The organism is Streptomyces sp. SAJ15 (assembly GCF_007595705.1).
GTDB lineage: Bacteria > Actinomycetota > Actinomycetes > Streptomycetales > Streptomycetaceae > Streptomyces.
Map to the genome: position 1 here is coordinate 91,317 of NZ_NISY01000016.1, position 19,871 is coordinate 111,187.

17 protein-coding genes are annotated in these 19,871 nt (G+C 72.8%); 9 read left to right on the plus strand and 8 right to left on the minus strand.

What is annotated here, in order from left to right; translation table 11 throughout:
• Positions 1 to 27: 27 nt before the first annotated feature.
• Both CD790_RS29860 and CD790_RS29865 read right to left on the minus strand, forming a co-directional pair.
• A complete protein-coding gene (locus tag CD790_RS29860; RefSeq protein WP_144386490.1) occupies positions 28 to 2,418 on the minus strand; it encodes a cation-translocating P-type ATPase in 2,391 nt (796 codons plus the stop codon).
• Between the two features lie 87 nt (positions 2,419 to 2,505).
• Entirely contained in the window at positions 2,506 to 2,769 is a 264-nt protein-coding gene (locus CD790_RS29865; protein WP_144386491.1) for a DUF2530 domain-containing protein, read from the minus strand.
• A gap of 351 nt (positions 2,770 to 3,120) precedes the next feature.
• Between CD790_RS29865 and CD790_RS29870 the strand changes: the two genes are divergently transcribed.
• Complete coding sequence (locus CD790_RS29870; RefSeq protein ID WP_144386492.1) at positions 3,121 to 4,593, plus strand: NCS2 family permease; 1,473 nt, start codon at positions 3,121 to 3,123, stop codon at positions 4,591 to 4,593.
• 18 nt (positions 4,594 to 4,611) lie between these two features.
• Here the strand turns inward: CD790_RS29870 and CD790_RS29875 are convergent, their stop codons facing one another.
• On the minus strand, positions 4,612 to 4,797 hold the full coding sequence (locus CD790_RS29875; RefSeq protein ID WP_144386493.1) for a ribbon-helix-helix protein, CopG family: 186 nt from the start codon (positions 4,795 to 4,797) through the stop codon (positions 4,612 to 4,614).
• Between the two features lie 383 nt (positions 4,798 to 5,180).
• Between CD790_RS29875 and CD790_RS29880 the strand changes: the two genes are divergently transcribed.
• From CD790_RS29880 to thpR, 3 genes are all read left to right on the plus strand, one after another.
• Complete coding sequence (locus CD790_RS29880) at positions 5,181 to 5,558, plus strand: MarR family winged helix-turn-helix transcriptional regulator (protein ID WP_144386525.1); 378 nt, start codon at positions 5,181 to 5,183, stop codon at positions 5,556 to 5,558.
• Positions 5,559 to 5,636: 78 nt separating this feature from the next.
• Positions 5,637 to 7,097 carry an MFS transporter gene (locus CD790_RS29885; RefSeq protein ID WP_144386494.1) on the plus strand — a complete coding sequence of 487 codons (1,461 nt, stop codon included), beginning with the start codon at positions 5,637 to 5,639 and terminating at the stop codon, positions 7,095 to 7,097.
• A 222-nt stretch (positions 7,098 to 7,319) separates the two neighbouring features.
• Positions 7,320 to 7,904, plus strand: coding sequence for an RNA 2',3'-cyclic phosphodiesterase (gene thpR, locus CD790_RS29890; protein WP_144386495.1), 585 nt, complete (start codon positions 7,320 to 7,322; stop codon positions 7,902 to 7,904).
• A 251-nt stretch (positions 7,905 to 8,155) separates the two neighbouring features.
• Here the strand turns inward: thpR and CD790_RS29895 are convergent, their stop codons facing one another.
• Positions 8,156 to 9,151 (minus strand): aldo/keto reductase, encoded by a 996-nt coding sequence (locus CD790_RS29895; RefSeq protein WP_144386496.1) that lies wholly within the window; start codon positions 9,149 to 9,151, stop codon positions 8,156 to 8,158.
• 161 nt (positions 9,152 to 9,312) lie between these two features.
• On the opposite strand from CD790_RS29895, the gene CD790_RS29900 reads away from it, so the two are divergent.
• The 3 genes from CD790_RS29900 to CD790_RS29910 all read left to right on the plus strand — a co-directional run bounded on the left by CD790_RS29900 (position 9,313) and on the right by CD790_RS29910 (position 12,233).
• Complete coding sequence (locus CD790_RS29900; protein WP_144386497.1) at positions 9,313 to 9,969, plus strand: RNA polymerase sigma factor; 657 nt, start codon at positions 9,313 to 9,315, stop codon at positions 9,967 to 9,969.
• A complete protein-coding gene (locus CD790_RS29905) occupies positions 9,966 to 11,066 on the plus strand; it encodes a CU044_5270 family protein (RefSeq protein WP_144386498.1) in 1,101 nt (366 codons plus the stop codon). The genes CD790_RS29900 and CD790_RS29905 overlap by 4 nt, the downstream gene beginning before the upstream one ends.
• 108 nt (positions 11,067 to 11,174) lie before the next feature.
• The gene (locus CD790_RS29910) at positions 11,175 to 12,233 is read left to right on the plus strand and encodes a hypothetical protein (protein WP_260867999.1); all 1,059 of its coding nucleotides are present in this window, start codon (positions 11,175 to 11,177) and stop codon (positions 12,231 to 12,233) included.
• A gap of 34 nt (positions 12,234 to 12,267) precedes the next feature.
• On the opposite strand, the gene CD790_RS29915 is transcribed toward CD790_RS29910, so the two are convergent.
• Positions 12,268 to 12,723, minus strand: a complete 456-nt coding sequence (locus CD790_RS29915) for a PPOX class F420-dependent oxidoreductase (protein ID WP_144386499.1) — start codon at positions 12,721 to 12,723, stop codon at positions 12,268 to 12,270.
• Positions 12,724 to 12,763: 40 nt separating this feature from the next.
• Entirely contained in the window at positions 12,764 to 13,882 is a 1,119-nt protein-coding gene (gene serC, locus CD790_RS29920; protein WP_144386500.1) for a phosphoserine transaminase, read from the minus strand.
• A gap of 217 nt (positions 13,883 to 14,099) precedes the next feature.
• Here serC and CD790_RS29925 point away from each other — a divergent pair, with 217 nt between their 5' ends.
• Entirely contained in the window at positions 14,100 to 14,330 is a 231-nt protein-coding gene (locus CD790_RS29925; protein WP_186319304.1) for a hypothetical protein, read from the plus strand.
• Positions 14,331 to 14,765: 435 nt separating this feature from the next.
• Complete coding sequence (locus CD790_RS29930; protein ID WP_260868000.1) at positions 14,766 to 17,651, plus strand: FAD-binding and (Fe-S)-binding domain-containing protein; 2,886 nt, start codon at positions 14,766 to 14,768, stop codon at positions 17,649 to 17,651.
• Positions 17,652 to 17,725: 74 nt separating this feature from the next.
• Here CD790_RS29930 and CD790_RS29935 read toward each other — a convergent pair whose 3' ends face one another.
• Together CD790_RS29935 and CD790_RS29940 are read right to left on the minus strand one after the other, a co-directional pair.
• Positions 17,726 to 18,619, minus strand: coding sequence for an ABC transporter permease (locus tag CD790_RS29935; protein WP_186319301.1), 894 nt, complete (start codon positions 18,617 to 18,619; stop codon positions 17,726 to 17,728).
• A complete protein-coding gene (locus tag CD790_RS29940; protein WP_144386501.1) occupies positions 18,616 to 19,791 on the minus strand; it encodes an ATP-binding cassette domain-containing protein in 1,176 nt (391 codons plus the stop codon). The genes CD790_RS29935 and CD790_RS29940 overlap by 4 nt, the downstream gene beginning before the upstream one ends.
• Between the last annotated feature and the right edge of the window lie 80 nt (positions 19,792 to 19,871).

Genomic DNA, 19,871 nt, shown 5'->3' on the forward strand with positions numbered 1-19,871 from the left:
CGTCCCCCGGCCGCGCGGCCGGGGTTCTCATGGCGCCGGTTCGCCGCCTTCCGCGGCGAACCGGCGCCATGCCACTTCCAGCCCCAGGCCCGCCAGCACCGCGATCCCGACCGCGGTCCACGGCATGGTGGTGCCGATCAGCTTGAGCGCGAAGAAGTCCTGGAGCCACGGCGTGATGAGCACGACCACGAAGCCGAGCGCCATGGTCAGCACCAGGGCCACCCGCCACCAGGTGTAGGGGCGGGCGACGATCGCCAGCACCCACAGCGAGACGAGGAAGAGCGTCAGCGTGGCGGCGCTGGTCTCGGCCTCCAGCGACTCGTCGCCCGAGTAGTGGTTCCTCGCCAGCAGATACGCCGCGAAGGTGGCAGCGCCCGCGATGAGCCCGGCCGGGACGGCGTACCGCATCACCCGCCGTACGAAGTGCGGTCGGGCCCGCTCCCTGTTGGGGGCGAGGGCCAGGAAGAAGGCGGGCACCCCGATGGTGAGCGTGGACAACAGCGTCAGATGGCGGGGCAGGAACGGGTACTCCACCCGTGAGCAGACCACCAGCAGGGCGAGCAGCACCGAGTAGACGGTCTTGACCAGGAAGAGATTGGCGACCCGCTCGATGTTGCCGATGACCCGGCGGCCCTCGGCGACGACGGAGGGCAGCGCGGCGAAGCTGTTGTCGAGCAGCACGATCTGGGCCACCGCGCGCGTCGCCTCGCTGCCCGAGCCCATCGAGACCCCGATGTCGGCGTCCTTCAGGGCCAGCACGTCGTTGACGCCGTCGCCGGTCATGGCGACGTTGTGGCCGCGCGACTGGAGCGCCCCCACCATGTCCCGCTTCTGCCGCGGGGTGACCCTGCCGAAGACGGCGCCGCCCTCCAGGGCGGTGGCCATCTCGCCGCGCTCGGCGGGCAGCCGACGGGCGTCGACGGGGCGTTCGGCACCGGGCAGACCGAGCTTGGTGGCGACCGCGCCGACGGAGACGGCGTTGTCGCCGGAGATCACCTTGGCGTCGACGTTCTGCTCGGCGAAGTAGCGCAGGGTGTCGCCGGCGTCGGGACGCAGTCGCTGTTCGAGCACGACGAGCGCGGCGGCCCGGACCTCCTCGGCGACCCGGGGATCGCCCAGTTCACGGTCGCTGCGGGCCAGCAGCAGCACCCGCAGGCCGCGCGCGTTGAGTTCCTCGATCCCGGCGAGCGCCGGATCGCCGTCCGGCAGCAGCACATCGGGGGCGCCCAGGAGCCAGGTGGCGCTGCCGGCCCGGCCGCCCGGGTCGGGGCCGGTGACGGTGGCGCCGCTGTACTTGCGGGCGGAGGAGAAGGGCAGCGTGTCGGTGCAGCCCCAGTCGGGGTGGCCGTCCGGACAGGCGTCGACGATGGCCTGGAGGCTGGCGTTGGGGCGCGGGTCGGCGGCGCCCAGGACGCCCAGCACACGCCGCAGCCGCTCCTCCTCCGAGCCGTTCAGCGGGCGCAGCTCGGTGACGTCCATGCCGCCCTCGGTGAGGGTGCCGGTCTTGTCCAGACAGACCACGTCGACCCGGGCCAGCCCCTCGATCGCCGGCAGCTCCTGGACCAGGCACTGCTTACGGCCCAGTCGGATGACGCCGATCGCGAAGGCGACGGAGGTCAGCAGCACCAGGCCCTCGGGGACCATCGGCACGATGCCGGCCACCATCCGGCGCACCGACTCCCGCCAGTCGTCGCCCTCCACCACGAACTGGCTGATGATCAGGCCGATCGCGGTCGGGATCATCATCCAGGTCACGTACTTCAGGATCTGGCTGATGCCGCTGCGCAGCTCGGAGTGGACGAGGGTGAAGCGGGACGCCTCCTCGGCGAGCTGTGCCGCGTACGCCTCGCGCCCCACCTTGGTCGCGGTGAACGCCCCGCCGCCCGCCACCACGAAGCTCCCCGACAACACGGGGTCCCCGGGCCGCTTGAGTACCGGGTCCGCCTCGCCCGTCAGCAGCGACTCGTCGATCTCCAGCCCGTCGGCCTCGGCCACCCGGCCGTCGACGACGCACTTGTCCCCGGGCCCCAGCTCCACCAGGTCCCCGAGCACGATCCGCGAGGTGGGGATCTGGACGGCCGCCCCGTCCCGCCGGACGGTCGGCTTGGCCTCCCCGATCACCGCGAGGCTGTCCAGCGTCTTCTTGGCCCGCAGCTCCTGGACGATGCCGATCGCCGTGTTCGCCACGATCACGAACCCGAAGAGTCCGTCCTGGATCGGCCCCACCACCAGGATGATCAGAAACAGCACCCCGATGATCGCGTTGAACCGGGTGAACACATTGCCGCGGACGATGTCCGCCGTCGACCGCGACGACCGAACCGGAACGTCGTTGACCTCCCCCCGGGCCACCCGCTCCGCCACCTCGCCCGCGCTGAGCCCGGGATTCGTACGCGCCATCGCCCGCGATGCGGTCATGTCTCCGACGGTACGGGGGGAATCGGGCCCTCACGCGCCGAACGGCGATACCCGCCGGGCGGTGACACGCGCCGCGCGGCGCGGGGTTCAGCCCTCGGTCGCCGGCTCACCCTGCGCGCGGCGGATGGCGGCGTCGCGCTTGCGGACGTACCAGATGCCGATGAGCCCGAGGCCGCCGCCGGCGAGGCAGGTCCAGAGCCACCAGAGGCGGTCGTGGTCGGAGAGCCAGCCGTAGAAGGGGAGCTGGGCGAGGAAGAGGAGGAACCAGAGCACGGTGCCGCCGGTGATGGTGGCGACGACGTTGCCCTCCAGGGGCTCGGGGGCCTCGTGCTTGGGGGTCCACTTCGTCATGCGGACAGCTTACGGGGGAGGAGCCGTTCCCCCGGGCCGTGCGCCCGTGCGTACCGAGCGCGTACCCGCCGTACGGGCGTCCGGCCCGGCCGGCGGCCCCGCGCGGGCGCCCGCTCACACCCGTCGGCACCCGTCGGCGCTCGCCCACACCTGTCGGCGCCCGTCGGCGCCCGCCCACACCCGTCGGGTCCCGCCCACCCCGGGGGTGTCTACGCGCGGAGATAGCGTCAGTCGGCTTATGCATTCATACTGAATCGATCTGGGTCTGACTGGATTTCTTTGTCTGATCATCCAATCAGGCCCGGTTTCTTTTTGCCCTGGTCCCGAAGTCCCCGCATCACGAGGTCATCCATGTCCCCCTCCGCCACGGCTCCGGTCGACGCCAAGCAGCCCCCGCCGGAACCCGCACCGCCCGTCGGCCGGATGGACGGGTTCTTCCGGATCACCGAGCGGGGGTCGACGGTCGCCCGCGAGATGCGCGGCGGTCTGGCGACCTTCTTCGCGATGGCGTACATCATCGTGCTGAACCCGATCATCCTCGGGTCGGGCACGGACAAGTTCGGCCACCAGCTGGAGAACGGGGAGTTGGTCACCGCGACCGCCCTGATGGCGGGCCTGACCACGCTCCTCATGGGCGTCATCGGCAATGTGCCGATCGCGCTCGCGGCCGGGCTCGGCATCAACGCCGTGGTCGCGCTCCAGCTCGCGCCCCGGATGAGCTGGCCGGACGCGATGGGCATGGTGGTCCTGGCGGGCCTGGTGCTGATGATCCTGGTCGCCTCCGGTCTGCGGCAGCGTGTGATGGACGCGATCCCGCGCGGGCTCCAGCGGGCGATCGCGATCGGCATCGGCCTGTTCATCGCGCTGATCGGCCTGGTCGACGCCGGCTTCGTGACCCGTAACCCGGACCGCGCGCACACCACCGTGCCGCTGGGGCTGGGCATCGACGGGCGGCTCCAGGGCTGGCCGGTGCTGGTCTTCGTGCTCGGTCTCGCCCTCACCTTCGTGCTGGTCGTCCGCAAGCAGCGCGGCGCGATCCTCATCGGCATCGTGGTCAGCGCCTTCTTCGCGATCATCCTCAACTCGCTGGTCACCGTCCCGGACGAGGACTGGGGTCTGAGCGTCCCGCGGGTGCCGGACCAGGTGGTGGACACCCCGGACTTCGGCCTCATAGGCGACGTCAGCCTCTTCGGCGGCTTCCACGAGGTCGGCATCCTCACCGGCTGCCTCTTCGTCTTCACCGTGCTGCTGTCCGGGTTCTTCGACGCGATGGGCACCATCATCGGCGTCGGCGAGGAGGCCGGACTGACCGACGAGCGCGGTCAGCTGCCGGGCATGGGGCGGGTCCTGATGGTCGACGGCGTCGCCGTGGCCGGCGGCGGCTTCGGCTCCTCCTCGGCCAACACCTGCTTCGTGGAGTCCACGGCGGGCGTCGGCGAGGGCGCGCGGACCGGCCTCGCCAACGTCATGACCGGCGGCCTCTTCCTGCTGGCGCTCGTCTTCACCCCGCTGGCGAAGGTGGTGCCCTCGCAGGCCGCCACCCCGGCGCTGGTGGTCGTGGGCTTCCTGATCATGGCGGCGAACGTCAAGGAGATCGACTGGAACGACTCCACGATCGCCGTTCCGGCCTTCCTGACGATCATCTGCATGCCGTTCACGTACAGCATCACCAACGGCATCGGGGTCGGCGTGCTGGCCTTCATCCTGCTGAGGGTCGCGGTCGGCCGGGCGCGGGAGATCCCGTGGCTGCTGAACGCCGTGGGGCTCTGCTTCCTGGTCTACTTCCTGCTGGACCCGATCGAGCAGCTGCTGGGCGTCCAGTAGCGGCGGTGACTCGGCAACTCAGGGGACCTCGCGGTAGAACCGCTCGGTCTCGTCGACGGCCGTCTTGAAACGTTCGTCGAAGTCATCGCGGATGAGCGTCCGGACCACATAGTCCTGGACGCTCATTCCGCGTTTGGCGGCGTGCTGCCGGAGGCGCTCCAGCAGCTCCGTGTCTATCCGCAGGCTGAGCACTCTGGATCCCATGCCGTCAGCCTCGCGGGGGCCCTACCTCACCGCGTCGGTTTCCGGTCGGTCCTCACCCGTTCGGGGGAGGGGGTGCCGTCACGTTGAATCGTTTTCTTTAGACGAGGTAATGAGTTATGCTAAAGAACATGCCGGATCTGTCCCCTCTTCCGCGACCGGCGGAGGAGTTCCCCGAGGAAGCGGCCGACCCCGAAGAACGGGTCGAGGCCGAATCCGCCGCCCCGCGGGCGGCCGCCGACCGCCACGACGGACACGACGACGACCGCGATGACGACGGTCGTCACGACGCCCGTCATGACGCCCGTCACGACGCCCGTCATGACGGGCGGCCCGCCGGGCCCGATGCCGACGCGGTCGCCGTGGACCAGCTGCGCTCCGCCGTGATGCGGCTGGGGCGGAGGCTGAAGCACCAGCGCGTGGACGAGTCGCTCAGCCCCACCGAGATGTCGGTGCTGGGCACCCTGGCGCGCTGCGGCTCGGCCACCCCCGGGGAGCTGGCCCGCAAGGAGCACGTCCAGCCGCCGTCGATGACCCGCATCGTGGCGCTGCTGGAGGCCAAGGGACTGGTCAGGCTGGAGCCGCACCCCGAGGACCGGCGCCAGAAAGTGGTGTCGCAGACCGAGCAGGCCGAGGCCATGCTCGAAGAGAGCCGCCGCAAGCGCAACGCGTGGCTGGCCGAGCTGGTCGGGGAGCTGACCGAGGACGAGCGGGCGACGCTGCGCGCCGCCGCGCCCGTGCTGGAGAAGCTGGCGCACCTGTAGCACCCACAAGCACACGGCACACAGAGCACGGCTGGCAAGCGCGGCGCTTACCACCCGCTCCGAGGAGGCGAACGCACCTTGAGTACGGGACCCGGAGCAGACTCCGCACCCGCACCGAACCCCGACTCCCACCCCGACTCCCACCCCGACCCCCACCCGAACCCCGACGCCGGATCGCAATCCGCTCGCGTCGGCGCCCACCCGGATCTGACGAAGCGCTCCGCCGAACCCGCCGCCCGCGGGATGTTCAGCTCGCTCAAGGTCCGCAACTACCGGCTCTTCGCGACCGGTGCCGTCATATCCAACACCGGCACCTGGATGTCCCGCATAGCCCAGGACTGGCTGGTCCTCAGCCTCACCGGATCCTCCGCCGCCGTGGGCATCACCACGGCCCTGCAGTTCCTGCCCATGCTGCTGTTCGGGCTGTACGGCGGCGTGATCGCCGACCGCTACCCCAAGCGGCGCGTCCTGCTCATGACCCAGTCGGCGCTCGGTGCCTGCGGCCTGGCGCTGGCCGCGCTCACCCTCAGCGGCCATGTGCAGGTCTGGCACGTGTATCTCTTCGCGTTCCTGCTCGGCCTGGTCACCGTGGTCGACAACCCGACCCGCCAGGCGTTCGTCGCCGAGATGGTCGGCCCCCAGGACCTGCGCAACGCGGTCAGCCTGAACTCCGCGAACTTCCAGTCCGCCCGACTGATCGGCCCGGCGATCGCCGGTGTCCTGATCACCGCCGTCGGCAGCGGCTGGGCCTTCCTGCTCAACGGCCTGTCCTTCGGCGCCCCGCTGATCGGCCTGCTGATGATGCGCCCCGCCGAGCTGCACAGGATGGAACGTGCACCGCGCGGCAAGGGCCAGCTGCGGGAGGGCCTGCGGTACGTGGCCGGACGCCCCGAGCTGCTCTGGCCGATCGTCCTGGTCGGCCTGGTCGGCACCTTCGGCTACAACTTCCCGATCTGGCTGAGCGCCTTCGCCGACGACGTCTTCCACGCCGGCCCCGGCACCTACGGCCTGCTCAACACCTTGATCGCGATCGGCTCGCTGACCGGCGCGCTGCTCGCCGCCCGGCGCGCGACCTCGCGGCTGCGGCTGATGGTCGGCGCGGCGCTGCTGTTCGGCGTCCTCCAGATGGCGGCGTCCCTGGCCCCGTCGTACTGGCTCTTCGCCGCGCTGATGGTCCCGATCGGCGTCTTCGGCCTGACCTTCCAGGTCACGGCCAACTCCAGCGTCCAGCTGGCCACCGATCCCGCGATGCGGGGCCGGGTGATGAGCCTGTTCATGATGGTCTTCGTCGGCGGCACCCCGCTGGGCGGCCCGCTGGTCGGCTGGCTGACCGACGCCTACGGCGCCCGCGTCGGCTTCCTCGTCGGCGGCACGGTCTCCGCCCTGTCGGCCCTCACCGTCGGCCTGGTCCTGGTCCGACTGGGCGGCCTGCGGCTCCGCGTCGATCTGCGGCGCGGCGAAGGCGGCCGGCGCATCGCCTTCGTGCCCAGGGACCCGGCGCCCACGGCGGAGCCCGAGCGGGTGACGACGGCGGCCTGACGCCGCGCGGCCCGTGCTGCCCCGCGGCGTACGGACGCCCGGACCCCGCTCCGCCGGGTCGGGGCGTCCGCGCCCTGGCCTGTCGCGCGCGGGTGGCCGGGTGCGGGTCCGGGGGGGGCGAGCCCACCCGTTCGGCCCCAGCGGAACGACCGACCGCGCGACCGACCGCGCGAACGCCCGCGGACCGCGCCGCGTCGGCGTCCGACGCGGGAGACTCGACGGGTGAGACTCTTCACCGCGGTGATCCCGCCCCCGGAGGCCCTCGCCGAGCTCGCCGCCGAGTTCGACGTCCTGCGTCGGCTGCCCGACGCGGACCGGCTGCGCTGGACCGAGCGGGCGGGCTGGCACTTCACCCTCGCCTTCTACGGGGAGGTGGCCGAGGACATCGTCCCCGAGCTGCGCGAACGCCTCGCCCGCGCCGCCCACCGGGCCCGCCCGCACGAGCTGTGGCTGGCCGGCGGCGGGCGCTTCGGCAACCGGGTGCTGTGGGTCGGCGCCGACGGCGACCTCTGGCCGATGCGCGCGCTCGCCGACGCCACGGCGGCCGCCGGCCGCCGGGCCGGTGCCGCCGTGGACGAGCACCGCCCCTACACCCCGCATCTGACCATCGCCCGCGGCCGCGGCCGGGGGCGTCACTACCGGGGCGAGGTCGACCTGGTGCCCTTCGCCGCCGAGCTCCTCGACTTCGCCGGTGACCCCTGGACCGTCGAGGAGCTGTGTCTGGTCCGCAGCCATCCGCCCGCCCCGGGGGTGCGCGGGGCCCAGCCGCGCTACGAGACGATCGGGAGCTGGGCGCTGGGCCGCTGAGCCGTCCGGTTAACCTCGAAGTGTGGATCCCAAGACCAGAAACATGATCATGAGCGGTGGGCTCGTGTTGTTGCTCATCGTCGTGGCCGTGGCGGCGGCCTTCGGCTAGCCGCCCGCGACGGGGGCATCGCCCGCGCCCGCCTCCGGACCGAGCGCCGCCCCCGCCGCCTTACCGCTTACCGCCTCGCCGTCTCATCGCCTCACGGATGCGGCCGCCCCACGGATGCGGCCGCCCCATGACAGCGGCCGCCTCACCAGGCGAACGCCTCCGGGGACTCCCCGGGCCCGGGGAAGATCTCGTCGAGTCCGGCCAGCAGCTCGGGGCCCAGCTCCAGCTCGACCGCCCGCAGCGCCGAGGCCAGCTGCTCGACCGTGCGCGGGCCGACGATCGGCCCGGTGACGCCCGGCCGGGTCAGCAGCCAGGCCAGCGCCACCTCGCCGGGCTCCAGGCCGTGCTTGTCCAGCAGGTCCTCGTATGCCTGCACCTTCTCCCGCATCGCGGTGTCCCGCAGCGACGTCGCGCTGCGCCCCTCGGCGGTGCGCGCGGCCCCGCCCTCGCGTTCCTTACGGATCGCGCCGCCCAGCAGCCCGCCGTGCAGCGGGGACCAGGGGATGACGCCGAGCCCGTACTCCCGCGCCGCCGGGATCACCTCCATCTCGGCCCGCCGCTCCGCCAGGTTGTACAGGCACTGCTCGCTCACCAGCCCGTACGAGCCGCGCCGCCGGGCCGTCTCGTTGGCCTGGGCGATGTGCCAGCCCGCGTGGTTGGAGGACCCCACGTAGAGGATCTTGCCCTGCTGTACCAGCACGTCGACGGCCTGCCAGATCTCCTCCCACGGCGTCGACCGGTCGACGTGGTGGAACTGGTACAGGTCGATGTAGTCCGTCCCCAGCCGGCGCAGGCTGGCCTCCACCCCGCGCCGGATGTTCAGCGCCGAGAGCCTGTCCTCGTTGGGCCACGGCGCCCCCTCGACGCCCATGTTCCCGTAGACCTTGGTCGCCAGGACGGTCTTCTCCCGCCGCCCGCCCCCCTTGGCGAACCAGCTCCCGATGATTTTCTCGGTACGGCCCTTGTTCTCACCCCAGCCGTACACGTTCGCGGTGTCGAAGAAGTTGACCCCCGCCCCCAGCGCGGCGTCCATGATCGTGTGACTGTCGGCCTCATCCGTCTGCGGACCGAAGTTCATCGTGCCGAGCACGAGTCGGCTGACCTTGAGTCCGGTGCGTCCGAGCTGTGTGTACTCCATGAACCCTTAGCCAACGTCTTGGAGTGCGCTCGAATCAAGGGCGTGCGCCACCCGGCCGGTGCGGCGGGGCGGCCGTGCGCTCGCGCGCACCGGGGAGATGTGACGGGAGTCACGGGAAGACGGTGGGCGGTGCCGAACAGCTCATGGAGGTGAGCACTCAAATGCGTACCCGGGTACGGGCCGGGGATCCGAGCGCGTTCGCGGAGCTTTTCGACAGCTATGCCCGTGCGGTCTACAACCACGCCTTCCGGCTGACCGCCGACTGGTCGACGGCCGAGGACGTGATGGCCGCGACCTTCATGGAGGCGTGGCGGCTGCGCGACAGGGTCGATCCCGAAGGCGGCTCCCTGCGGCCCTGGTTGCTGGGCATCGCCACCAACACCGCGCGCAACCAGTACCGGAGCAACCGGCGCTACCGGGCGGCGGCCAACGCCGCCGCGGCGGCCGAGCTGTCGGTGCCCGACCACGCCGAAGAGGTGGCCGAACGGGTCGACGACCGGAGGCGCCTGGCGAAGGCCCTGGCCGCCCTCGCCTCGCTGCGCAGGACGGAGCGCGAGGTGGTGGCGCTGTGCCTGGGGGAGGGCCTGGACTACGCGGCCACGGCCGAGGCCCTCGGGATTCCGGTCGGCACCGTCGCCTCCCGCCTGTCCCGGGCCCGCCGGAAGCTCCGGGTACTCGCCGCCGACGAACCGGCCGGCCCGGCCGCCGCGCCGGCGCCGAAACCGATCCGCGGAAAACGGGAAGGCGGCCGTTCGGGCCGACAGGTAAGAGGCGATCACGCCCATGTGGTCCGGCCCGCGCAGGGAGGAAACCGATGAACGCGAACACGTCCGGGCAGCGTCCCGCCGAGTGGGAAGAGGGCGCGCGGCTGCTGTCGCAGACGGCGCGTGACCTGCCCGCGGGCCGTCACCGGTTCCACAAGGAGCAACTGATGGCCCAGATCCAGCGGGAACAGCACACGGAGACGGCGGCCCCGGCCCCGGCGCGGACACGGCGCTTCCGGCTGCCGCGCCCGGCGATCGTGCTGCCCGCCATCGCCGCCGCCCTGGCCGGGACGGTCGTCGCCGTCCTGGCGATGCCCGGTGACCACGGAGCCGGGGCGGGAGGCGACGGCCTCGCCACCGGACCGGCCCTGACCACCCCGGTCGGCGCCGCGACCACCAAGGGGGTGCCGCAGCTGCTCGACCGGATCTCCCTGGCGGCGGCCGACGAGCCCCACCCGGTCGTGCGGCCCGGCCAGTACATCTACGTCGAGTCCCAGACGGCGGAGACCTTCCCCAGGACGGTCGGCGACAAGACCACCCTGGTCAGCCACGCGCTGCACCGCCGCCAGATCTGGACCTCTCCCGACGGCACCAAGGGCTGGCTGATCGACCCCGGCGTCAACGAGGACCCCGAGGGGGAGACCCTGAGCCTCCCCGACGAACTGGGCAACGCCCCGAAGGCCGGCCTGAACACCCCCTCGTACGACTACCTGGCCAAGCTCACCACCGACCCCGACAAGCTGCTCGCCAAGATCTACGAGGAGACCAGGGGCATGGGCAACTCCCCGGACCAGCAGGCGTTCACCACCATCGGCGACCTGCTCAACGAGAGCTACCCGCCCGCGGAGCTGTACCCGGCCCTGTTCAAGGCGGCCGCGAAGATCCCCGGAGTCGTCGTCGTGGAGGACGCGGTGGACGCGGTGGGCCGACACGGGGTGGCGGTGGCCCGGTTGGACGAGCACGGCGGCCAGCGCGAGGAATGGATCTTCGACAAGAAGACCCATGTCTTCCTGGGCAAGCGCACCGTTCAGGTGAAGGGGAACAGCGGGGAGGACGGCGTGATCAAGCCCGGCACGGTCACCGGCACCAGCGCCGTCACCTACCGAGCCATCGTGGACGGCATCAAGCGGACCCCGTCCTCGGCGGACTGACAGGCCCTCGGAGAAGCGCCCCGGGCCGCGCCGTGTGACGGCCGGCCCGGCCCTGCGGCCCGGTTTCGGTACCGCTTCGGCGCGACAGGGCCGCATATCTTTGGAGGCATGCGTGCGCTCCTCACCTCGCTCGGCGTGGCCGGGCTGATCGGCCTCGGGCTGACCGCCGTCGCCCCCGCCGCCGTCGCCGACGACTCCCCGTCCTCGTTCACGATCGAGGACCCGAAGATCACGGAGTCCAGCGGGCTGGCGGCCAGTCGGGTGCACCCGGGGGTGTACTGGACGCACAACGACAGCGACGACGGCCCGTACATCTACGCCGTGGACAGCAAGACGGGCCGTGTCGTGGCCACCGTCACGATGGGTGGGATCGGCGATCCGCGCGACGTGGAGGCGATCTCGATCGGGCCGGACGGCGATGTCTACGTGGGTGACATCGGGGACAACCTGAACGGCACCTGGCCCAAGGTGTGGATCTACCGCTTCCCGGAGCCGAAGCAGCTGCGGGACGTGACGGTGGACGCGACGCAGTTCACGGTGCGGTACGAGGACGGGCCGCGTGACGCGGAGGCGCTGATGGTGCACCCGGTGACCGGCCGGGTGTACATCGCCAGCAAGAGCCAGCAGAAGGGCCGGCTGTACGCCGGGCCGGAGCGGCTGTCGACGTCGGGGGAGAACGTCTTCCGCCGGGTGATGGACCTCGGCGACTGGGGCTTCGACAAGGGCGTGACGGACGGGGCCTTCTCGCCGGACGGCAGCCGGCTGGTGCTGCGCGGCTATATCTCGGTGGTGGAGTACCGGTGGAAGAAGGACGGGAAGCCCACGCCGCTGGAGCAGTCGCCGCCCATGCCGTTCCTCCGGCAGGGGGAGTCGGTCACCTTTACCCCGGACGGCGGCACGCTGATGTACGGGTCGGAGGGTGAGCGGAGCCCGGTCAAGGCCAAGGAGCTCGACGGCGAGCTGCTGCCGGACGCGACGGCGAAGGCGCGGGAGCAGGGCGACGACGGCAAGGGCGGCGGCGGTTCCGCGTCGGACGACGGCGGCTCGGGCGGCGGCGACGACCGCAGCGTCCTGGTGGGCGCGCTGGCGGTCGGCGCGCTCGCGCTGGTGTTCTTCGGAGCGCGGGGCAAGGGCAAGGGGAAGGGCAGGCGGCGCGCCGGCGACTGACCGGTCATGCCGCCCGCCGGGCGACGGGCGGGGGCTAGAACATGCCCGTGCCGCCGCCCTCGATCGTCCGTTCGTCCTCGGCGAGCAGCCGCACCTCGTAGTGGAGGGTCCGGTCCCGCTTGAGCCGGTGCGCCAGCGGTACGAGGAGGCCCTGGGTGATCGGGTACTTCCGGGTCAGACACCGGGCGGCGTGCCGGTCCTCGCCGCCGCCCTGCGCGAGCAGATGGACATGGGCCTTCACCGAAGGCCCCGTCGCCCTGCCGCGCCGGGTGGACGGCGCGAGCTCCACCCGGGGGTTGTTCCGCATCCGCCTCGCCTTCCAGGCGTGGCCGAAGGTGCGGATGTACGCGTGGTCCCCCTCCACCGCGATGTTCACCGGCGTGCCGACGGGCGTGCCGTCCCGCTTGTAGGTGGTGAGCAGCACCGCGTACTGCTTCTTGAAGCGGGAGATGGTGGGCGGGGGACCCGGTGGTGGCTGCGCGGTCGTCATACCTCCATGGAGGCACAGAAACCGCGGTTGTACGACTGCTCTAGAGCCGTTCGATGACGTAGTCCACGCAGGCCGTCAGCGCCTCGACGTCCGCCGGGTCGATGGCCGGGAACATCGCCACCCGCAGCTGGTTGCGGCCCAGCTTGCGGTACGGCTCGGTGTCGACGATGCCGTTGGCGCGCAGCGCCTTGGCGATCGCGGCGGCGTCGATGTCGTCGTTGAAGTCGATGGTGCCGACGACCTGGGAGCGCTTGGCCGGGTCGGTGACGAACGGGGTGGCGTACTTGGAGGACTCCGCCCAGCCGTAGAGGGCGCGCGCGGAGGCGGCGGTGCGGCCCACGGCGAAGTCGAGACCGCCCTGGCCGTTGATCCACTCCAGCTGCTCGTTGAGCAGGAAGAGGGTGGTCAGGGCCGGGGTGTTGTACGTCTGGTTCTTGCGCGAGTTGTCGATCGCGGTGGGCAGCGAGAAGAACTCGGGGATGTGGCGGCCGGAGGCGTGCACCCGCTCGGCGCGCTCCAGGGCGGCCGGGGAGAACGTCGCGAGCCACAGCCCGCCGTCGGCGGCGAAGGACTTCTGCGGTGCGAAGTAGTAGACGTCGCTCTGGGTGATGTCGACCGGCAGGCCGCCCGCGCCGGAGGTCGCGTCGACCAGCACCAGCGAGCCGGCGTCGGCGTCGGGGACCCGCTGGACGGGGAGGGCGACGCCGGTGGAGGTCTCGTTGTGGGTGAGGGCGTAGACGTCCACGCCCGTCTCGGCCCGCGGGGTCGGGTGGGTGCCGGGCTCGGAGGAGATCAGCGTCGGCTCGTCCAGCCAGGGCGCGGCCTTGGCGGCCTTGGCGAACTTCGAGGAGAACTCGCCGAACGTCAGGTGCTGGGACTTCGCCTCGATCAGACCGTGGGTGGCGATGTCCCAGAAGGCGGTGGAGCCGCCGTTGCCGAGGATCACCTCGTAGCCGTCGGGCAGCGAGAAGAGCTGGCTCAGGCCGTCCCGCACCTTGCCGACCAGGTTCTTGATCGGGGGCTGGCGGTGGGAGGTGCCCAGCAGTGAGGAGCCGGTGGCGGCCAGGGCGCTGAGCGCCTCGGTGCGTACCTTGGAGGGACCCGAGCCGAAGCGACCGTCGGCGGGCTTGATGTCAGCGGGAATCTGGATCTCAGCCACGGGCGCAGCCTAATCCGTTCGAACTCCGGTGTCGGTAGCGCGTCCAGCCGATGAGACGCGTTTCGCGGCCGTTCGAGACGGCGACGACCTCGGAAAACGTCGGAAAACGTCGATCACCGGTCGGATGATCTCGCGTGACCTCTCACCGTATCGCTCGATAACCACACCGGAGGGCCCGAGCGGCCGAAGACAGCGGACGAGGAAAGCAGGGAGACGCGTGAGCAGCGAGCGCGCACTGGTGCGGTGGGTCGTCGGGGCGGCGACGACGGCGGTGGCGACGGCCTCGGCGGTGGGGCTGTCGGCGGGGGCGGCACACGCCGACGAGTACCCGAAGGACTCGCACAACGGGGCGCGCTTCGCGGTGGTCAACACCGGCCAGATCGACGACCCGATGGAGGACGTGCTGGAGCACTTCCTGCTCTGGGGCGACGGCTACACCTGGGACTGATCCCGACCCTGGAGGGAGTCCGGGTCCGGGCCGGATCTCGGGTCGGCGGCCGGCGTGGTCCACCGCCGTCGCACCCGACAGGATCCACCGTCGTCCCCGGCGTGACGGGGTCGACGGTGGACACTGGGACCCATGGCGGATCACGGTGGTCTCAACGATCGTGACGATCGTGGGAAACGTGGGGACGGTGGGGAGCGTGAGGCGCGCGCGGAGCGCGCGGGGCACGGCCCCGGCAGCGATCCGCCCCATGAGCCGCCCCGGGAGTCGCCCCCTGAGCGGCCCCACGAGCGGCCCCACGAGCGGTCCCCCGAGCGGCCGCGTGAGCCGGCGCCCCCGCCGACCCGACAACCGGTCCCCGCGCCGACCCGGGGGCCGACCCGGGGGCCGACCCGGGGGCCGTCCCGGGGGTCGATCCGCGGGCCGGGGTCCGAGCCGGTGTCCGAGGCGACCCGTGAGCTGAGTCGGGCGCTGCGTCAGGTCGTCCGCGGCGAGGTCGAGTTCGATCCGTCCAGCCGGGCGCTGATGACCATGGACGCCTCCAACTACCGTCGGGTGCCCGTCGGAGTCGTCGCGCCGCGCGACGCCGACGACGTCGCCGCGGCGCTCGCCGTCTGCCGGGAGCACGGGACGCCGGTGGTGGCGCGCGGCGCCGGGACCTCGATCGCCGGGCAGGCCACCGGCACCGGGGTGGTGCTGGACTTCACCCGGCACATGCGCCGCGTGCTGTCCCTCGACCCCGCCGCGCGCACCGCGGTCGTCCAGCCCGGGGTGGTGCTGGACGAGCTGCGCGCGGCGGCGGCGAGCCACGGGCTGACCTTCGGCCCGGACCCCTCGACGCACAGCCGCTGCACCCTCGGCGGGATGATCGGCAACAACGCCTGCGGCGCGCACTCGGTGGCCTGGGGCACCACCGCCGACAACGTCCTCGCGCTGGAGGTGCTCGACGGGGCGGGTGCGGCGCTGCGGCTCACCCGCGGCCGGGAGGCGTGGGACGCCCTGCCGGCGCGGCTCCGCGACGGGCTGCGCGCCCTGGTCGACGGCGACCTCGCCCTGCTGCGCACCGGCTTCCCCGACCTCCCGCGCCGCATCTCCGGCTATGCGCTGGACGCGCTGCTGCCCGAGCGCGGCCCCGACCTGGCCCGCGCCCTCACCGGCAGCGAGGGCACGCTGGCGGTGCTGACGGAGGCGACCGTGCGGCTGGTCCCGGCGCCCGCCCACCGCGCGCTGGCGGTGCTCGGATACGCCGACGAGAGCGCCGCCGCCGACGCCGCGCACACCCTGCTGCCGTACGGCCCGCTGACCGTGGAGGGCATGGCCGCCGACCTGGTCGGGGCCGCCGCCCCCGAGGGAGCGCCGGCCCGGATCGGCCCGCCCGGCGGCCGCCCCGCCCTGCCACGCGGCGGTGCCTGGCTCTTCGTCGAGGTCGGCGGGGAGAGCGCCGCCGAGGCGCGGGCGCGCGCCGAGGAGCTGGTGCGCGGCGCCGCCGCCGGCACCACCGGCAGCGCCGTCCTCACCGACCCGGCCGCGCGGCGCGCGCTGTGGCGGGTGCGCGAGGACGCCGCCGGCACCGCGACCCGGATGCCCGACGGCAGCGAGGCGTGGCCCGGCTGGGAGGACTGCGCGGTGCCGCCCGCCCGGCTCGGCGGCTACCTGCGGGACTTCCGCGCCCTGCTCTCCCAGCACGGGCTGCGCGGCACGCCGTACGGGCACTTCGGCGACGGCTGCATCCACGTCCGCATCGACTTCGACCTGCTGGGCGCCGAGGGCGTGCGGCGCTTCCGCGCCTTCTCCACCGACCTGGCCGACCTGGTCGTCGCGCACGGCGGCTCGCTGTCCGGGGAGCACGGCGACGGGCTGGCCCGCGCGGAGCTGCTGCCACGGATGTACGGGGCTCCGATGGTCGCCCTCTTCGAGCGGTTCAAGGACCTGTGGGACCCGGCCGGCCTGCTCAACCCCGGCGTCCTGGCCCGCCCCCGCCCGTTGGACGCGAACCTGCGCTTCGCGGTGCTGCCCACCCGCCCGGTGGACGTCGCCTTCGGCTATCCGCAGGACGGCGGCGACTTCGCGGCCGCGGTGCGGCGCTGCGTGGGCGTGGCCAAGTGCCGTACGACGGCGCCCGCGGCGGGCGGCGGCGTGATGTGCCCCTCGTACCGCGCGACCCGCGAGGAGCGGCACTCCACCCGCGGCCGCGCCCGGCTGCTGCACGAGATGCTGGTCGGCGAGGTGGTGACGGACGGCTGGCGCTCGCCCGAGGTGCGCGAGGCGCTCGACCTGTGCCTGTCCTGCAAGGGCTGCCGTAGCGACTGCCCGGTCGGCGTCGACATGGCCACCTACAAGGCGGAGTTCCTGCACCACCACTACGCGGGCCGGCTCCGGCCCGCCGCCCACTACACGATGGGCCGGCTGCCCCGATGGCTGCGGGCCGCCGCGGCGCTGCGGGCGGCTCCGGTCCTCAACGGGCTGGCCCGCACGCCGCTTTCGGTCGTGGCCAAGCGGCTGGGCGGCATCGCCCCGGAACGGGACCTCCCCGAGCTGCCGCCGGAGCCCTTCACCCGCTGGCTCGCCCGCCGGGACCGGGAGCGCTACGGCGAGAGCACCCGGATCCACGCCACCAGCGAGACCGTCCTGCTGTGGCCGGACACCTTCACCAACCACCTGTCCCCGTCGGTCGGCCGGGCCGCCGTGCGGGTCTTCGAGGCCGCCGGACGGCGCGTCCTGCTGCCCCTGCCCACCCCCAAGCCGGTGTGCTGCGGCCTGACGTACGTCTCGACCGGCCAGCTCGACCGGGCCCGCGCGGTGATGCGGCGCAGCCTGGACCGCGTCGGCCCCTTCCTCGGGACGTCGCTGACCGTGCTGGAACCCAGCTGCGCGGCCACCCTCCGCACCGACCTGCCCGAACTGCTCCCCGACGACCCGCGCGCCGCCGAACTCGCCGCCTCGGTGCGGACCTTCGCACAGACCCTGGAGGAGTCCGCGCCCGACTGGGAGCCGCCGCGCCTCGACCGGCCGGTCGTCGGCCAGACCCACTGCCACCAGCACGCCGTCCTCGGCGACGCCGCGGAGCGCCGGCTGCGCGAGCGGGTGGGGCTGACCGGCGAGCTCAGCGGCGGCTGCTGCGGGCTGGCCGGCAACTTCGGCTTCGAACGCGGCCACTACGACGTCTCCGTCGCCTGCGCCGAGGAGGCGCTGCTGCCCTCCGTACGGGCCGCGCCACCCGGCGCCGCCGTCCTCGCCGACGGCTTCTCCTGCCGCACCCAGCTCGACCAGCTCGCGGGGCGCCGGGCGCGTCACCTGGCGGAGGTGCTGGCGGAGGCGCTGTAGGGAGGGGCGGGCCCGCGGTGTTGGTCTTCCGGCGGCTCAGCCGCTTGGAACGGCCCGCTCCCGGGCGCCTTCGCTCAGCGGCTCAGCCGCTGGAACCTCCGTACCGCCAGCGGCAGGAAGACGACGGTGAGCGCGAGCGGCCAGGCCACCGACATCAGCAGCGCGTGCTGCTCCACCCAGCTGTCGCCGCCCGGCAGCGGGTTGCCGAAGAGGTCCCGGATGGCGTTGGCGGTGGAGGAGACCGGGTTCCACAGGGCGATGGCGCCCAGCCAGTCCGGCATCATCGAGGGCGGGGTGAAGACGCTGGAGATCATCCCGAAGGGGAGGGCGACGGCGAAGAGGTTCCCCGCGGTCTCCTGGTTGGGGACCAGCAGACCGAGCAGAACGCCCACCCAGATCAGGGAGAAGCGGAGCAGCACCAGGAGCGCGAAGCCGGCGAGGGTGGCGAGCGGGCCGTTGCCGGGGCGCCAGCCGATGGCGAGCGCGATCACCGTCATCACCAGGAGGTCGACGGCCGCGCCGATCACGTCGGAGACGCCGCGCCCGCTGACCACCGCCGACGGCGCCATGGGCATGGAGCGGAAGCGGTCCATGACCCCGCGCTCCTTGGCCACCGCGACCATGACGGCCGTGGTCATGAAGCCGTTGGCCATCGTCATGGCGAACATGCCCGGCAGGGCGTAGTCCTCGTAGTCGGCGCCGTCGCCCACCTTCATCGCGCTGCCGAAGACATAGACGAACAGCAGCACCGAGACCACCGGGGCGCCCAGTTGCCAGGCGATGTTGGCCGGCTGCCGGACCAGGTGGGTGAGCTCGGTGCGGACGATGGTCAGGCAGTCCGCCACCGCCCAGTAGGCGCGGCGTCGGAGCGTCTCCTCGGCCGGGTCCGGGGCGGCCAGGCGGCGGATCTCCTCGTCCCGTGCCGCGGCGACCTGGGTTTTCGTGTCCTCGATCTCCATGGTGCTCATGCGGCCACCTCCGCGTCCCGCGCCGTCGCGCCCCGATCCCCGGTCTTCCGTGTCGCCGTGTCCTGGCCCGCGTCGTCGCCCACGATGTCGTCGCCCGCGGTGTCGCCGTCCGGAGTGTCGCCGTCCGGGGGGCCCTCGCCCGCGGTGCCGCGGTTCGCAGCGCCGCCGTTCGCGACGTCCGGGCCCGGCGTGTCGTCGTCCGCCCCGTCCTGGTCCGTCCGTTCGCCGGTCAGCCGCAGGAACACCTCGTCCAGCGTCGGTCGCCGCAGCGCGATGTCCTCGACGGCGATCCGCTCGTCCCGCAGCGTCCGGGCGACCTCGGTCAGCGCGGCCACCCGGTCGGCCACCGGGGCCGTGACCCGCCGGTTCTCGTGGTCGGCGGAGGGCCGGGCGGCCCCGTCCGCCGCCACCCGGGCCACCGTCTCGAGCGCCCTCGGCACATCGGCGGGGTCCCGCACCACGACCTCGATCTGATCGCCGCCGATCGCCTGCTTGAGTCCGTCCGGGGTGTCGTCGGCGATCTTCCGGCCGCGGTCGAGAACCGCGATCCGGTCCGCCAGCTGATCGGCCTCGTCCAGGTACTGCGTGGTGAGCAGCACCGTGGTGCCGCCCGCGACCAGGGAACGCACCGCCTCCCACACCTCGTTGCGGGCGCGCGGGTCGAGCCCGGTGGTCGGCTCGTCGAGGAAGAGCACCTGAGGGGCGAGGATCATGCTCGCGGCCAGGTCGAGTCGGCGGCGCATGCCGCCGCTGTACTCCTTGGCGCCCTTGTCGGCGGCGTCCGTGAGCGAGAACCGCTCCAGCAGCTCGTCCGCGCGCCGCCGGGCCCGCTGCTTGTCCAGGTGGAACAGCCGCCCGAACATCGTCAGGTTCTGCCGCCCGGTCATGAGCTCGTCGACCGCGGGCTGCTGCCCGGTCAGCCCGATGCTCCGGCGCACGTGCCGCGGCTGGCGTGTGACGTCGAACCCCGCCACCACGGCGCGCCCGCCGTCCGGCCGCAGCAGCGTGGCCAGGATCCGCACCGCCGTGGTCTTGCCCGCGCCGTTGGGCCCGAGCAGCCCGCAGACCGTGCCGTGGGGGACGTCGAGGTCGAAGCCGTCGAGCGCCGCCCGGTCTCCGTACCGCTTCAGCAGTCCTTCGGTGAGAACCGCGCTGTCGTTCCTCGGGGCCACCCGGCCACCCCCATAACTGAGTACGGTGTATGCAGATCGCTCGCAGCGTACACCGTACTCAGTTTTCGGGCCAGGGTTAC

Coding starts and splice junctions, on each gene's coding strand:
- CD790_RS29860 (WP_144386490.1), bottom strand. CDS start 2,418: ATGACCGCATCGCGGGCGATGGCGCGTACGAATCCCGGGCTCAGCGCG.
- CD790_RS29905 (WP_144386498.1), top strand. CDS start 9,966: ATGAACGCGAACACGTCCGGGCAGCGTCCCGCCGAGTGGGAAGAGGGC.
- CD790_RS29875 (WP_144386493.1), bottom strand. CDS start 4,797: ATGGGATCCAGAGTGCTCAGCCTGCGGATAGACACGGAGCTGCTGGAG.
- CD790_RS29910 (WP_260867999.1), top strand. CDS start 11,175: ATGCGTGCGCTCCTCACCTCGCTCGGCGTGGCCGGGCTGATCGGCCTC.
- CD790_RS29895 (WP_144386496.1), bottom strand. CDS start 9,151: ATGGAGTACACACAGCTCGGACGCACCGGACTCAAGGTCAGCCGACTC.
- CD790_RS29865 (WP_144386491.1), bottom strand. CDS start 2,769: ATGACGAAGTGGACCCCCAAGCACGAGGCCCCCGAGCCCCTGGAGGGC.
- CD790_RS29935 (WP_186319301.1), bottom strand. CDS start 18,619: ATGAGCACCATGGAGATCGAGGACACGAAAACCCAGGTCGCCGCGGCA.
- CD790_RS29870 (WP_144386492.1), top strand. CDS start 3,121: ATGTCCCCCTCCGCCACGGCTCCGGTCGACGCCAAGCAGCCCCCGCCG.
- CD790_RS29900 (WP_144386497.1), top strand. CDS start 9,313: ATGCGTACCCGGGTACGGGCCGGGGATCCGAGCGCGTTCGCGGAGCTT.
- CD790_RS29915 (WP_144386499.1), bottom strand. CDS start 12,723: ATGACGACCGCGCAGCCACCACCGGGTCCCCCGCCCACCATCTCCCGC.
- CD790_RS29880 (WP_144386525.1), top strand. CDS start 5,181: ATGCGGCTGGGGCGGAGGCTGAAGCACCAGCGCGTGGACGAGTCGCTC.